The following is a 14,750-nucleotide window of genomic DNA, read 5'->3' as shown; positions in this document are numbered from 1 at the left end:
GACACAGCCTAGCTCAACAGAGCTTTTTTTAGTTTCGTTATATTGCAGAAATACTTATTAATATTCAAATAGTTACCATTAAAATCTTCATTTGCGTTTCTTACCATGCACATTGAACAGATACCTTTAAGATCACATTGCATACATTCGGGGAAATCTTTCTTTTTTAGTTTTCTTAATGAATTTATTTTCCGGGAAAAATGCCAGATATCATTTAATGAGGTTTCCAGAATATTACCTAAAACGCAATCCTGCCAGCCAGCACAGGGATAAACGTTTCCGTTCTCAGCAATGCAAACAGATACACTACAAACCGAACAGACAGGATCTTCCGGGTCAATATGACTCCTGTTAATTAGTTCACCTTTTAATTTATCAAGATAACTTTCATCAGAAGAAGCTTTATCTTTAAGAACTGTACTGACTTCATTTAATGAGAGTCGATTACAGGTATTCTGGTTTGAATGATCATATTCTGCAATCAATGCATAATCATCACTGGCCGTAACCCCATACTTTTTCGCCCACTCAATGACATCGTGATAACAGTCTTTATTCTGTTTCATTAGCGGACAACTGATTTGTAGCGGTATATCATTTTCGACTAGTTTCAGTATTGATGATTTAGTCTTTTTAAAACTCCCCGTCATTTTTGTTATTGAGTCATGAATAACCGGATCTGTTGAATACAGTGATACCTGAACCCCCAGCAATCCATTCTGCTTCATCTCAGCCACAACTTCATCAGTCAAGAGCGTGAGATTAGTAAGGACGCTGACAGCAAAATCATACTCTCTGCATTGTTTTAATATGTCACAAAAATCTTTATGCAACATAGGCTCCCCGCCGCTCAGAGTTATATGTAGCACATTCATGTCCTTACATTGTTTTAATAAAGAATAAATATGTTTTGTGTCCAATGTTTTTATTTTTTTCTCATGGGGGATATAACAATGAATGCATCTTTCATTACATTTACTGGTGATCTCTATATGTACACTGGTCAGACGGTTTACTTTTTCTTCATTATCTTCAAAGAAATCAGTTGTATTGTCGATGTTATCTTTATTTTTATCACTTTTAACTTTACTACCTGACTTTTTATATGAAAAAAAATAATCATTGCTATTACATTCAGTAACTGTCTCACCTTTACACAAAAAACCATCACAAACTAGCTCAGAGAAAAACTCCTCGACATCACTTTTTATTATTTCAATACTGACATCCTGGTATTTCTCATGTATTTTCGTGAGTATATCAAGAACAGATTTTGGTTTTTTATTTAAAGTAGATAAAAACGCAGCACCACTTTCTGAAACAATCCTTTCACCTACTACCTCATCTTTTATATATCTGTAGTTTCTATCATCCGTAATATAACCGTAATCCCCGTAGTTTCTGAATAGTACATTTGATTTTAGTTTGTAATACATAAGATTCTATTTCGGCTGTATATAAATAAAGAAGCGACGAGAACTGTCGCCGCTTCGCTTTATGTCAGAGTGCAAAACTAACGACCGCTCGGCCCCGGAGGATTGCAGGGCCTGCCGCTGGGCTTACTGTTAGGACGGCACTCCGCCTTGTATGCAGAACTTTTCGCTAAAACCGCCGGTTTTGAATAACTCATACATAGAATCCTTTTTAAGTGTAAGGTTATTATATTATTCCCTTGTTTTGTATGAGTCAATTTGTTGTTGGTATTGACTGAAGCAACGATCATTAGCAGCATTTTGTGGAGATTTTACGAGGCCTTCTCGTCTTCCAGAATCTTACAGACCGTGGAACGAGCAATATTAAGTTGCCGGGCAATCTCCGTTGCGCCAGTCCCCTGTCGGTGAAGCGTCAACACTATGCCCCTGTCCACTATGCGTTTATCGGTTTGCTGGCTTTGATGTCATTTCGGATCTTCTTTCATTGAGATTTTAGTCTCTAGGAAACTCGGTGCGGGGAACGCCCCTTCCGTTCTCTGTCATTTCCGGCAAGTCGGCACCCTGCCTCGTTGAACACCAGATGTAGTGGATAAGTCAGTTGATACAGACACTAGATGTGGTGTTTTTTCCGGTTTTCACCCCCGCGCACCCCAGCCATTTTTTGCTTACAGTGTTTCCGATTTAGAGTGAATTTACAAAAATCGGAAATTTTTGAAGGATCCACACGGATCCCGCGACGAATTACTCCCCGTGTGTCGGCACCAGTGTTATAAGACCTGAAGGGGCATCCGCCGTTGGTGTTGACAGTAGCTTGGAAAACCAACGGGAAGCCGATCAGTAGGGCAATGAAGTTCACTGCCGTACAGATAGCTTAGAAAACGAGCATACTACGTGCCTGCATTGGGGGCCGACTGGTGGTGTCTGATCGCCATTCATACAGCATGGGAATACCGTTCATGAGGTAGAGGGAAGGATTTTTTCAATATTTCTGCCGAGGCGATATAATATGCGGATGCGAAAAAATTACTTTTTTCAGATAAAGAGTTGTCGGTTGCACTCTGGATTAAGGCAGATAAGGTAGCCCGATTGCTCACCTGACAAGGGCTCCCGCTATGTTACGTCTGAAACTGAGGTCTCTTTTCCGTCCCGTCGTTTCTTCGCCTGTTGATTATACACTCACTGTCCCTTCGGGGTATTCGTTGCCGTTATCAGCAAGCACTCTGCTGTCAGATGCTAGACGCCAGCAATGGCTGCAAATGCTGTGGGATTACTCCTCGCTACCAAAAGACCTGTACCAACAGTATTACCTTCGACCGCTTGAGCGCTGTGTCACCCTGATGCAGCAGTTTCCGGCTACCGAGAACGGCCACCATGCGTATCTCGGTGGCATGGTGGATCACCTGTTGGAAACAGTCGCTTACGCAGCACGACTATCGAAAAACTATTTACTTCCGGTTGGCGCACCACCGGAAGAACAGGCATCGCAGGGGGCCGCCTGGAACGCGGTGATTGTCTATGCCGCGATGCTGCAGGCACTTGATGGGTTGTGTCATATCGAGGTCGAACTGGAAAGCGGACGGCGTTGGCTACCGCTTGATGCCGAACCTGAAGAGCCGTACCGTTTTCGCTTCAGCCCGGTCACAGATGCGCTGCAAGTGCAAAGTCTGGGGACGATGCGGGCTTGGAAGATTATCCCGGATAAAGCATTACTTTGGCTGAGTGCTTGGCCAGAAGTGCTGAAAACCTTGTCACTGTATTTGACAGGGTTTCGTCACGAGTCAGGGATCATCAATACCATCGTCGCCGAGGCCATTCGTACCTCGGTGGGAAAAACGACACCTATGGTCCTAGCTGCCCCCCAGATAATACCCGGCCAAGAGACAACTTTGCCGAAGGTGACCACTTATCCCGAATGTTCACCGCTACAGGCCCCCTCTATTGAACCTGTTGAGCGTTTAACGGCGGTCAACTTGGCCTCTTCACTGGACAGCGCGGTGAGTGATAACACCCCCAGCGACGCTGGCGTTGAACCCGTGGTTCAAAGTGAGGATGCTACGGGGGATTTGCTGGCGGTCATGGGGCTTTCTGCCGTGAGTGATCCCGGTAGGGAAGGTGGGGCTGTGGAAACAAAAGCGGAACAGGGTATTTATTCTGTACCACAGGATATTGGCGAACGATTTTGGCATTGGTTAAGTGAAGGATGTATTAAAGACACTTTTTCGGTCAATACTGCCAACTCTCGGATACATATTTTTTCAGGTTATGTCTTTATTCGTGCACCAAATATATTTCATCAGTTTTTGTTAGAAAACCAAGAATACTCCGAAGATAAAACTGGCTTACAAAATGCGTTTGAACGATTAGGGAGGCACAGGCAGGATAAGGGCGTGATGTATACCTGTCATATTTACCAAAATAAGGCCAGAGAAGGGCGGTTTCAGAAAATGGCGGGGTACCTTATTGCTGCCAAAAAATTGTATAAAGACCATGACATTCCAGCGGATAACCCATTCTTGGTAATTAAATCTTAGTGCTTATAGGGAGTTATGGCATGCCCGATGTGACGTTTGAACAATTGATGGAGCAGTATTTTTTTAATCATTCTATTCGGCCAGCAACGGAATGGAGTTACCAAAAAGTCGTTCGAACTTTTAAGAAATATACGCAAGAATTACCTGCTGATGTGAGTAATGAGTTGGTTTTAGAATGGCGAAGATTTGTTCTTAAAGAATTGAAACTGGAAGCGTGTACCTGGAACAATAAAGTGACCCATATGCGAGCGCTATTTAATTTTGGTATGAAAAAAGGATTGTTACCCCATAAAGAAAATCCTTTTAACAAAGCGGTCGTTCGGGTAGGGAAAAAGAAGAAAAAAACGCTGTCAAAGGCACAGGTAAAAACGGTTTATCGCTTGATGGAGCAACACCAGGAACTGGAACGCCGCTTTCCGCAATCCTACTCCATAAGCTCGCGGGCTAATGCTTGCTATCCTGCCTGGTTCTGGTTGGCCGTATTGGACACATTGAGCTGTACCGGGATGCGCCAAAATCAGCTCCTTCATGTACGGCTGCGTGATATCAATCTTGAAGAGCGCTGGATTGATGTGATTTCCGAGGGTTCAAAGAACCACCGCGAATTCCGAGTGCCAATTACTTCAGCCTTACATCCGCGATTAGCGGAGATACTGGAACGTTCATTGGCAGCAGGGGCTGAGTTAAACGAGCAGCTATTCAACGTGAACCGTTTTGATCTAAAAAGAATAGCCCAGTCAGCGCCTGGGGAGCATGACTCAAAGATGGGTATCTATCCGATACGGGCATTCTTTCGGCGAGTCTCCAGGGAGTGCCGGTTTGTCGTCAGCCCCCATCGCTTTAGGCATACGGTGGCCACCAACCTGATGAAGTTTCCAGATCGCAATATCCAGGCGGTCAAGCGTCTGCTGGGGCATTCCAGTTTACGGTCTACGCTAGAGTACATTGATGAGGACATTGATTCTCTGAGAGAGCTTCTGGAGCAGGAACTGATGAGATGAGTTGCCGTGGTATGCCGAGAAAGAGTATCCCCTTGACACAATTTGACATTTGCCTACGAAGTCTGTAAAAATCAGACGCGAAAAAACCCGCATGGTTGGACATGCGGGCCTTTCAAGAGCCTTTTCACAGCAACCGGGTCGTGATATCACAGTGTGACATCATTTAACCAAACCCTAGGTTTTTGCGTATTTGGACTCACTTTAGAACCTGTCATTTTTTCATCCTGAGAAATTGACAAGCGCTTCTGAATGATGGTGCCCGGACTCGGAATCGAACCAAGGACACGGGGATTTTCAATCCCCTGCTCTACCGACTGAGCTATCCGGGCAACGGGGCGCATTAAACCGTATTGGCTGTGCCGCGTCAACGGGTTTATGACAAAAAATATGAAAACAGAGCCGATTGCTGGCTTTTCAGACAAAAGGCCGGTTTTTGTTCTCGCCACTGCTAAGCAAGAGTGGCTTTGTTGGTTTAGCTCAAAGCGCCAAACTTGCGGCACTGCGCAATGTGCAAAATATCTTCTGCCAACCGCTTGGCGACAGATACATCCTGCAACTGCCTTTTTACCAGTAGTTTACTTAGACATCCTTCTTGAACCAGTTCCATCTGATCAGCTACCGAATCCGCATCGTGAGCGTCAAACTCGTGTAGCAAATCGCGGGTGAAGTTCAACGACGCCAGCTTCTGTTGCTCTGCCAATTGATGAATAGGGTGGTCCCTTTCAGGGAACAAACTGCAGGCGGCAATAAACAGACAGCCAGGATAGCGTTCATTCTTCACGTGTTCAGCCAATACATCATAGCGCGCCAGAAGCTTTTGCTCGGCACTCAGTGATTCATCAAGCTGTAACTGACGCCGCCAGGTATCAATTTGTTGACCATGATAGCGCAGGCAGTCATACAACAGCGCCTCGCGATCTGGCCAAAACGGTTTCATATCACTGGGTGTTACCCCCAGCTTCTCTGCCAGCATGTCTAATGTGGTGGTCGCCAGGCCCTGTTTTTCCAACAGCTCCAATGCTGTGCTTAAAACGTGTTCTCGTTGCACTTGTGCTCCCTCCCAAAAATGTTCTAAATCTCAGTGTTGTTTACCGAATCGTTTTCTGCAAATGCGCGTCGAATGCCTCAGCATTCATAAAGCCTGTCACGCGGGCAGAAGGTAATTCACGACCTGTCTCGTCAAAAAACAGAATGGTAGGCAGCCCCAGAACCTTCAAGTGCTTAAGCAACGCTACCTGCTCGCTATTGTTAGCTGTGACGTCTGCCTGCAGCAGTAGGGTGTTGGCTAGCTTAGCCTGCACTACAGGGTCACTGAAGGTGTACTTTTCAAACTCCTTGCAGGCAACACACCAGTCTGCGTAAAGGTCCAACATCACGGGCTTACCTTGCGCTTGTTGCAGCGCTAGATCAAGTTGGGCAATGTTGTTGATGCGCGTGAAATTCAGGTGTGGTTGAACCGCCTCCTGAGCTGTTGTGTTACCGAATGCCCAGTCCTGCAGTGGGCGAGCTGCCATCACCAGCGCAGCAAGCAGTATCACTTGCATGACACGTACCCAGCCGCTGGATGATTTCAAACTCAGGACGAATGCCCATCCGAAGAATGCTAACCCGAGCAGACTCCAGAAGCGTAACCCCCAGACATCGCCGATCACACGCTCCAGCAGGAACACTGGCAGTGCCAGGATCACAAAACCAAAGGCTTCTTTGACGTATTGCATCCAAGGGCCGCTGCGTGGCAACAACCTATTGCCAAACACTGTCACGACAACTAATGGGATGCCCATTCCTAGCGCATAGAGGTAAAGCGTACCACCACCGGCCCACATGTTGCCGCTTTGGGCGATGTACAGCAGAATGGCGCTCAGCGGCGCGGTAGTGCAAGGTGAGCAGATCAATCCTGCCAATGCCCCCATGACAAACACGCCAACCAGTGAGCCGCCCCGTTGGGTGTTGCTCCAGTTAGCTAGGCGTGTTTGCAACGAAGAAGGTAGCTGCAATGAATAACAGCCAAACATTGATAAAGCCAAAGCGAAAAACAGTATCGATAACCCAATCAGCACGTAAGGGTGCTGTAATGCAGCCTGGAATTGCAATCCGGCGGCGGCAACGACCAGCCCGAGTAGGGTATAGGTCAGAGCCATACCTTGCACATAGACTACGGACAGTACCAGGATACGTGCACTACTGTGCGGACGTTCACGGCCAAGAATGATGCCGGAAATTAGCGGATACATCGGCAATACACATGGCGTAAACGCAATACCGATGCCGATCAGCAAGGCCCACAGCGGGGAGAACGGCAGGTTGGTTGCTTTGGTTTCTGTCTGTGCGGACGGCACTGGAGACTCTAAGGCAGCGGTTACCTCACTTAAGGGAACAATGCGTGTTTCCGGTGGATAGCAGAAACCGGCGGCAGCACAGCCTTGGTAGGTTACGCTCAGGCTGGCATTGGCTCCAGCTTGTAATAGCGGAATAGTTAATACCAACGGTTCCTTGAAAATGGCCACTTCACCAAAGAATTCATCTCTATGTTTTAGTCCGTCAGGCAGCTTAAACTCGCCGAGTGTTGCCTGCTGGGGAACCAATTTGATCTGTTGGCGATACAGATAATAGCCGGGGCGGATTTGCCAGCTCAGGGTCAGTTGATGATCCTGCTGCTTAAAGTCGAAGGTAAACGCTTGATCGACGGGAACAAACGCGTTGGCGCCGTTTTGGCCAAACAAAGAGGCCTGAGCGGCCTGCGGCAGAAAAAACAGGCTGCAAAGCAGGAATATCAGTTTAATGAAACGTTGATCCATGACAGGTAGTCTTTATCTCCGGCGATCACCGGCAACACCAACAGTTCGGGTGTTTGGTACGGGTGATGTTGTTTCAGGTAGGCGAGTAGTGCTTGTTGATGCTGACGGTTACTTTTGAACAGCATTTGCACCTCATATTCCTGCTCAAGTTTGCCCTCCCAGTAATATAACGAAGATGCTCCGGGCAGTAGCGTGGCACAAGCGGCCAGTTTTTCTCCCAGAACACGCGCCGCCAGTTCTTGCGCGGTGGACTCATCGGGGGCAGTGCAGAGTATGACAATAGCTTCGCAGTCAGGCATCTTCCGCTCTCTCAACCAGGTTATCAACGGGCCACTATACCCTGAAGCTGTTCTGGCTAGAAGGTGAGTTTATCAACAGTGAGGAAAAGGGGGCGAGCAAATGCGGGGCCGTAGCCCCGCACGGGGGTTACAGAATAACGCTGCCTATTAGGAAGCCGAAGACTACCGCAAACACCACTCCCAAGGTCCCTGGAATGAAGAATGGGTGGTTAAATACAAAGCGCCCGATACGCGTAGTACCTGTGTCGTCCATCTGTACCGCTGCAACCAGGGTTGGGTAGGTTGGCAGAATGAACAGGCCAGAAACGGCGGCAAAGGAAGCTATTGCCGTCAGTGGTGTGACGTTCAGCGCCAGAGCCATTGGCATCAGTGCTTTGGCGGTAGCGGCCTGAGAGTACAGCAGTGCAGAGCAGAAGAAGAAGATCACAGCCAGTAACCAAGGATGTGATTGGATCACTGTACCGGCAGTCTCTTTGATCCAGTCGATGTTGGCCTGTACGAAAGTGTCACCCAACCAGGCGACGCCAAGAATACAGATACAAGCACTCATACCGGCTTTAAACGTACTGGAGTTCAACACCATATCGGTATCAACGCGGCACAGGATAGTCGTCAGAGTTGCTACGCTCAGCATGATGATCAGAATGGCGTTGGTCGTATTCATCAGTGGCGTTGCCACCAGACCCATACTCGGGCTGTTAATGATGGCATAGGCTACTACACACAGCACACCAGCCAAGAACAGCAGCACAGAAGCTTTTGCACGAGGCTTGATTTCTATCACGTGGTCACCGCGCAGCGTAACCAAACCCTCTTCGAAACGTTTCTGATACACCGGATCGTCAGACAGTTTGGAATCAAACAACCAGGTCACCAGCACCGACATCAGCAGCACCGCCAGGAAGGTTGAAGGGATCACCACCATCAGCAAATGCAGGTAGCTCACACCATGGCCTTCCATCACGGAAGACATATACACCACCGCAGCAGAAATTGGTGAAGCGGTAATGGCAATCTGCGCGGAAACAACGGCAGTAGATAGTGGACGGCAAGGTTTGATGCCCTGTTCTTTGGCTACTTCTGCTATCACAGGCAGCGCTGAGAGAGAGATATTACCGGTACCGGCGAAGATGGTCAGAAAATAGGTGACTATCGGCGCCAGAATAGTGATGTATTTGGGATTCTTGCGCAGCAGTTTTTCGGTCTGCTGTACCAGATAGTCCATACCGCCTGCAACCTGCATAGCGGCAATTGCGGCGATAACCGCCATGATGATTGAAATAACGTCAAAGGGAATGCTGCCGGGTTTAACGCCAATCATAGCCAGAACCAACACCCCAAGACCGCCTGCAAAGCCTATTCCTATACCACCTAACCTGGCTCCTAAAAATATGGCCAGTAGAACGATCACCAATTCCACTATTAGCATAATGTTTACCCCTCAAAATGAGTTTTTATGAAAATCAAAAGTTGCAACTTTGTGGCACAAGAAAGAAAAAAGGCACGCTCTCCAGAGGATTAGCGTGCCTTTCGGGCTACCGGATGTTTCTGTTATTGTTCATTTTCATCTGTATAGCGTTTCGCTTTATAGGCTGGGTGCATCAGGTTCTCAACAGAGAAAATGTCATCCAGTTCAGCTTCGGTCAACAACCCGCGTTCCAATACGACTTCACGTACGCTCTTGCCGGTTTCTGCACAAATCTTGCCGACAATATCACCGTTGTGGTGGCCAATAAACGGATTAAGATAAGTCACGATACCGATCGAGTTGAATACGTAATACTCGCATACTTCCTTGTTTGCGGTGATGCCATTGATGCATTTTTCCAACAGGTTATAGCAGGCGTTGGTTAGAATGTGAATTGATTCAAACATTGCCTGACCAATCACCGGTTCCATCACGTTTAATTGCAACTGGCCAGCTTCCGCAGCCATGGTAACGCAAACGTCGTTGCCGATCACTTTAAAGCAAACCTGGTTTACCACTTCAGGAATAACCGGGTTCACTTTTGCTGGCATGATGGATGAACCGGCCTGCAACTCTGGCAGGTTGATTTCGTTCAGGCCAGCTCGTGGGCCGGAAGACAACAGACGCAGGTCATTACAGATCTTGGAAAGTTTCACCGCCAGACGTTTCAACGCACTGTGCATCATGACGTAAGCACCGCAGTCTGAGGTGGCTTCGATCAGGTCCTCTGCAGGAACTACTGGCAGGTTACTGACTTCCGCCAGTTTCTGTACTGCAAGCTGCTGGTAGCCTTCAGGTGTATTCAGCGCGGTACCAATCGCTGTCGCGCCGAGGTTTACTTCCAACAACAATTCTGCAGTGCGGTGCAGGTTGCGGGTTTCTTCGTTCAACAGCACGCTAAAGGCATGGAACTCTTGGCCTAATGTCATTGGTACGGCGTCCTGCAACTGGGTACGGCCCATTTTCAGGATAGTTTCGAACTCTTTGGCCTTGCGATCAAAACCTTCGCGCAATTGGTTGATTGCATCAATCAGTTTTTGGTTGGAAGCATATACCGCAATACGGAAGCCGGTCGGATAAGCATCGTTAGTGGATTGGCATTTGTTGAGATGATCGTTAGGGTTAAGATACTGATACTCACCTTTCTGGTGGCCCATCAGTTCCAGGCCGATATTCGCCAGTACTTCGTTGGTGTTCATGTTCAGAGAGGTACCAGCACCACCCTGGAACACATCGACTGGGAATTGATCCATGCACTTGCCTTTGTCCAGCACTTCATCACAGGCTTGGATAATGGTATCGGCAATTTTGCGTGGAATGGTTTTCAGCTCTTTATTGGCCATTGCCGCGGCTTTTTTAACCATAACCATACCGCGAACAAACTCTGGTACATCACTAATTTTACTGTTGCTGATATAGAAGTTTTCAATCGCACGCAAAGTATGAACACCATAGTACGCTTCTGCGGGTACTTCACGTGTTCCTAGCAGGTCTTCTTCGATACGAATGTTGTTTGACATGGGAACCTTCTCTATGTTGCTGCCGAATTAATAATATCTGCGCTAACTAAATTATGTTGTTGAGAGCTTCAAGTGCGGAAGTATTGACCGCAACGATTGTAGCTGCCCAGATCATATGCTGCTCTGTAATAAATGAATGAACTCAGATCACTATCTGGCGTTTCAGAAATCGTGGTTTTCTATTTCTGAGATCTACATCACGTTTAATAGCATGAGTAATATAAAGGAAGTACTTGGTTGAAATGGCAGTAGGAAGCCCCCATTGTACTAGTCTGTAGACCCCATTTTCACGCATGCGCCGTCAGACGCGTAGGCCTATCCTACCTAGAGGAGAACCAGGTGCGCTGGTTACCGTTATTGCTGATATTTCTACTGGCTTATATAGAAATATCCCTATTTATTAAAGTCGCTGCCGTGTTAGGCGTGGCGATCACTCTGTTACTGGTGGTGTTTACCTCCTGCGTAGGTGTCTCTCTGGTGCGCAATCAGGGAATGAAAACCTTCATGCAGATGCAACAGAAACTGGCAGCGGGTGAAAGCCCTGCTGCGGAGATGGTGAAAAGTGTCTCTCTGGTTCTGTCGGGGTTCCTGCTGCTGGTGCCAGGTTTCTTTACTGACTTCCTTGGCTTGCTGTTGCTGTTACCACCGGTACAGAAGTCGCTTACGCTAAAGCTGATGCCGCATCTCTTCGTTTTTCGTCCAGGTGGTAGTGCGCAGAGTGGTGGTGCCAGCAGCGGAAATACCTTCGACGGAGAATTCCAACGCAAAGACGATGATCGCTATACGTTGGATCATAAACCTGATGAACACACCAAACGCGACGATCGTTGATTATGTTACCTAGCGCGGCTAACTGGTCGCGTTTTGTTCGTTTTACTCAACAATGACCATCAGATCAAAAATTTTTTTGATCTTACCCCTTGAAGGGGGATGGAATGCCCCCATTTCAAATGCCACGGAGCCGGTATCAATAATCCGGTGAGCAACCCTAAATCTGATAGAGACTTTCTTACAGGAGAGCGTTCAATGAGTATTCGTCCATTGCATGACCGCGTTATCGTCAAGCGCAAAGAAGTTGAATCCAAATCTGCTGGCGGCATCGTTCTGACTGGCTCTGCAGCGGGTAAATCTACTCGTGGTGAGGTGGTAGCCGTTGGTAAAGGACGTGTTCTGGAAAGTGGCCAAATTCAGCCACTGGATGTAAAAGTTGGCGACATCGTAATTTTCAACGACGGTTACGGCGTGAAAGCAGAGAAGATCGACAATGAAGAAGTGTTGATCATGTCCGAAAGCGACATTCTGGCAATTGTTGAAGCGAAATAACGCTTTATATCTTCTGAACTGAACGAGTTGAAGGGAAATACTAATGGCAGCTAAAGATGTAAAATTCGGCAATGACGCTCGCGTGAAGATGCTCCGTGGCGTGAATGTACTCGCTGATGCAGTTAAAGTGACCTTGGGCCCGAAAGGCCGTAACGTAGTGCTGGATAAATCCTTCGGCGCTCCTAGCATCACTAAAGATGGTGTATCTGTTGCTCGTGAGATCGAACTGGAAGACAAGTTCGAGAATATGGGTGCCCAAATGGTGAAAGAAGTTGCCTCTAAAGCGAACGACGCGGCAGGTGACGGCACCACAACTGCAACTGTACTGGCTCAATCCATTATCACTGAAGGCCTGAAAGCTGTGGCTGCGGGTATGAACCCGATGGATCTGAAGCGCGGCATCGACAAAGCGGTGATCGCAGCGGTTGAAGAACTGAAAAAACTGTCTGTACCTTGCTCTGATTCCAAAGCTATTGCTCAAGTAGGCACCATCTCTGCAAACTCCGATGAAACTGTGGGTAAACTGATTGCAGAAGCCATGGAAAAAGTGGGCAAAGAGGGTGTTATCACCGTTGAAGAAGGTACCGGTCTGCAAGATGAACTAGACGTGGTTGAAGGTATGCAGTTCGACCGTGGCTACTTGTCTCCATACTTCATCAACAAGCCTGAAACTGGTTCTATTGAGCTGGAAAGCCCGTTCATCCTGTTGGCTGACAAGAAAATCTCCAACATCCGTGAAATGCTGCCAGTACTGGAAGCCGTTGCTAAAGCGGGTAAACCACTGCTGATCATTGCAGAAGATGTTGAAGGCGAAGCACTGGCGACTCTGGTGGTTAACACCATGCGCGGCATTGTGAAAGTGGCTGCAGTTAAGGCACCTGGCTTCGGCGATCGCCGTAAAGCGATGCTGCAAGATATCGCTACTCTGACTGCGGGTACCGTAATCTCTGAAGAGATCGGCCTGGAGCTGGAAAAAGCGACTCTGGAAGATCTGGGTCAGGCAAAACGCGTCGTGATCAACAAAGACACCACTATCATCATCGATGGTGTTGGCGATGAAGCCACCATTCAGGGCCGTGTTACCCAGATCCGTCAGCAGATTGAAGAAGCAACCTCTGACTACGATCGTGAAAAACTGCAGGAGCGTGTCGCTAAACTGGCAGGCGGCGTTGCCGTTATCAAAGTTGGCGCAGCAACTGAAGTTGAAATGAAAGAGAAGAAAGCCCGCGTAGAAGATGCCCTGCACGCGACCCGTGCTGCGGTTGAAGAAGGCGTGGTTGCTGGTGGTGGTGTAGCGCTGATCCGTGTAGCAGGCAAAATTGCCGGTCTGAAAGGTGACAACGAAGACCAGAACGTGGGCATCAAAGTTGCCTTGCGTGCTATGGAATCTCCACTGCGTCAGATCGTGATTAACGCTGGCGAAGAAGCCTCTGTTATCGCTAACAACGTGAAAGCAGGCGAAGGTAGCTACGGTTACAACGCTTATACCGAAGAATACGGCGATATGATCGCGATGGGTATCCTGGATCCAACCAAAGTGACCCGTTCTGCTCTGCAGTATGCGGCCTCTGTGGCTGGCCTGATGATCACCACCGAGTGTATGATTACCGATCTGCCGAAAGAAGATAAAGCTGACATGGGCGCTGCGGGTATGGGCGGCATGGGTGGTATGGGCGGTATGATGTAATTCGCCACACTTTTGTGTGTTGAAACCATCTTAGGCCAAATGCCGAGCGGGCAAGTCGCAAAGTAAACTGCTAATGACCTGCTCAGTTTATAAAAATCCGTAACCTCTCTTGAGGTTACGGATTTTTTGTATCTGTCGATTCAACTCTTCTTTCATCAGAAGTGTGATCAGATTTTTGCTGACCCTACCAATTTACCGTGTAAACTGATACCTCATTAGCTGTCGCTCAAGGCGTTGACCAGGCGCTCGTAGCCGGTGGCAACGGATGCTTAAGAGATAGCAACGCTTTCTGATAAGCTTTTGCCTAATTCTCAATATCATATGGGGAACAAGATGCGGATTAAAGCCTTACTGGGTCTAACGGCAGCGTTGCTGCTGGTAGGTTGTAGCAGCACCAATGAGCTGACCGCCGCAGGTCAGCAGGTCAAATTCACCGACACTAAGCCAGCGGCAGAATGTCAATTGGTAGGTGAAGTTACGGGTTCTCAAAGCAACTGGTTTTCCGGGAGTGGTGGTGAAGGTAGCTCCATGCGTGGTGCAGCAAACGACTTACGTAATAAGGCTGCAGCAATGGGGGGGAACGTAATTTATGGTGCAAGCAGCCCAAGCCAGAATCTGCTTTCAAGTTTTGCACCGCTTGACAGCAAAATGATTGGTCAGGTCTATAAGTGCCCATAACGTTGGTGCCAC

Annotated in this window: 12 protein-coding genes, 1 tRNA gene and 1 pseudogene; 6 read left to right on the top strand and 8 right to left on the bottom strand. The window is 47.8% G+C overall.

All coding sequences use genetic code 11. The features are described from left to right. Positions 1-8: 8 nt before the first annotated feature. Complete coding sequence (locus SAQUA_RS21980) at positions 9-1,436, bottom strand: PqqD family peptide modification chaperone (protein WP_380676408.1); 1,428 nt, start codon at positions 1,434-1,436, stop codon at positions 9-11. A gap of 308 nt (positions 1,437-1,744) precedes the next feature. Next, a pseudogene (locus tag SAQUA_RS21975) lies at positions 1,745-1,876 on the bottom strand (helix-turn-helix domain-containing protein); the annotation flags it as partial. A gap of 669 nt (positions 1,877-2,545) precedes the next feature. Between SAQUA_RS21975 and SAQUA_RS21970 the strand changes: the two are divergent. Both SAQUA_RS21970 and SAQUA_RS21965 read left to right on the top strand, forming a co-directional pair. Further along, positions 2,546-3,964, top strand: a complete 1,419-nt coding sequence (locus SAQUA_RS21970) for a TraI domain-containing protein (RefSeq protein WP_404413104.1) — start codon at positions 2,546-2,548, stop codon at positions 3,962-3,964. Between the two features lie 20 nt (positions 3,965-3,984). Further along, positions 3,985-4,965 carry a tyrosine-type recombinase/integrase gene (locus SAQUA_RS21965; RefSeq protein ID WP_380676404.1) on the top strand — a complete coding sequence of 327 codons (981 nt, stop codon included), beginning with the start codon at positions 3,985-3,987 and terminating at the stop codon, positions 4,963-4,965. A gap of 253 nt (positions 4,966-5,218) precedes the next feature. On the opposite strand, the gene SAQUA_RS21960 is transcribed toward SAQUA_RS21965, so the two are convergent. From SAQUA_RS21960 to aspA, 6 genes are all read right to left on the bottom strand, one after another. Then, positions 5,219-5,294: transfer RNA gene (locus tag SAQUA_RS21960), tRNA-Phe, on the bottom strand. A gap of 143 nt (positions 5,295-5,437) precedes the next feature. Continuing rightward, on the bottom strand, positions 5,438-6,013 hold the full coding sequence (locus tag SAQUA_RS21955) for a transcriptional regulator (RefSeq protein WP_380676402.1): 576 nt from the start codon (positions 6,011-6,013) through the stop codon (positions 5,438-5,440). A 40-nt stretch (positions 6,014-6,053) separates the two neighbouring features. Beyond that, positions 6,054-7,763 (bottom strand): protein-disulfide reductase DsbD, encoded by a 1,710-nt coding sequence (locus SAQUA_RS21950; protein WP_380676400.1) that lies wholly within the window; start codon positions 7,761-7,763, stop codon positions 6,054-6,056. Next, entirely contained in the window at positions 7,739-8,062 is a 324-nt protein-coding gene (gene cutA / locus SAQUA_RS21945; protein ID WP_380676398.1) for a divalent cation tolerance protein CutA, read from the bottom strand. Before cutA ends, SAQUA_RS21950 begins: the two co-directional genes overlap by 25 nt. 127 nt (positions 8,063-8,189) lie before the next feature. After that, a complete protein-coding gene (locus tag SAQUA_RS21940) occupies positions 8,190-9,491 on the bottom strand; it encodes an anaerobic C4-dicarboxylate transporter (protein WP_380676396.1) in 1,302 nt (433 codons plus the stop codon). 122 nt (positions 9,492-9,613) lie between these two features. After that, complete coding sequence (gene aspA, locus SAQUA_RS21935; protein WP_380676394.1) at positions 9,614-11,050, bottom strand: aspartate ammonia-lyase; 1,437 nt, start codon at positions 11,048-11,050, stop codon at positions 9,614-9,616. Between the two features lie 339 nt (positions 11,051-11,389). On the opposite strand from aspA, the gene SAQUA_RS21930 reads away from it, so the two are divergent. The 4 genes from SAQUA_RS21930 to SAQUA_RS21915 all read left to right on the top strand — a co-directional run bounded on the left by SAQUA_RS21930 (position 11,390) and on the right by SAQUA_RS21915 (position 14,738). After that, a complete protein-coding gene (locus SAQUA_RS21930) occupies positions 11,390-11,881 on the top strand; it encodes an FxsA family protein (RefSeq protein WP_380676392.1) in 492 nt (163 codons plus the stop codon). 195 nt (positions 11,882-12,076) lie between these two features. Continuing rightward, on the top strand, positions 12,077-12,373 hold the full coding sequence (locus tag SAQUA_RS21925; protein WP_380676390.1) for a co-chaperone GroES: 297 nt from the start codon (positions 12,077-12,079) through the stop codon (positions 12,371-12,373). Positions 12,374-12,416: 43 nt separating this feature from the next. After that, complete coding sequence (gene groL / locus SAQUA_RS21920; protein WP_380676388.1) at positions 12,417-14,060, top strand: chaperonin GroEL; 1,644 nt, start codon at positions 12,417-12,419, stop codon at positions 14,058-14,060. Between the two features lie 333 nt (positions 14,061-14,393). Then, a complete protein-coding gene (locus SAQUA_RS21915) occupies positions 14,394-14,738 on the top strand; it encodes a DUF4156 domain-containing protein (RefSeq protein ID WP_380676386.1) in 345 nt (114 codons plus the stop codon). The last annotated feature ends 12 nt before the right edge of the window (positions 14,739-14,750 follow it).

Origin of the sequence: Serratia aquatilis (assembly GCF_044865145.1) — a bacterium.
Taxonomy (GTDB): Bacteria; Pseudomonadota; Gammaproteobacteria; order Enterobacterales; family Enterobacteriaceae; genus Chania; species Chania aquatilis.
This window is presented reverse-complemented; position numbering and strand designations above follow the sequence as displayed.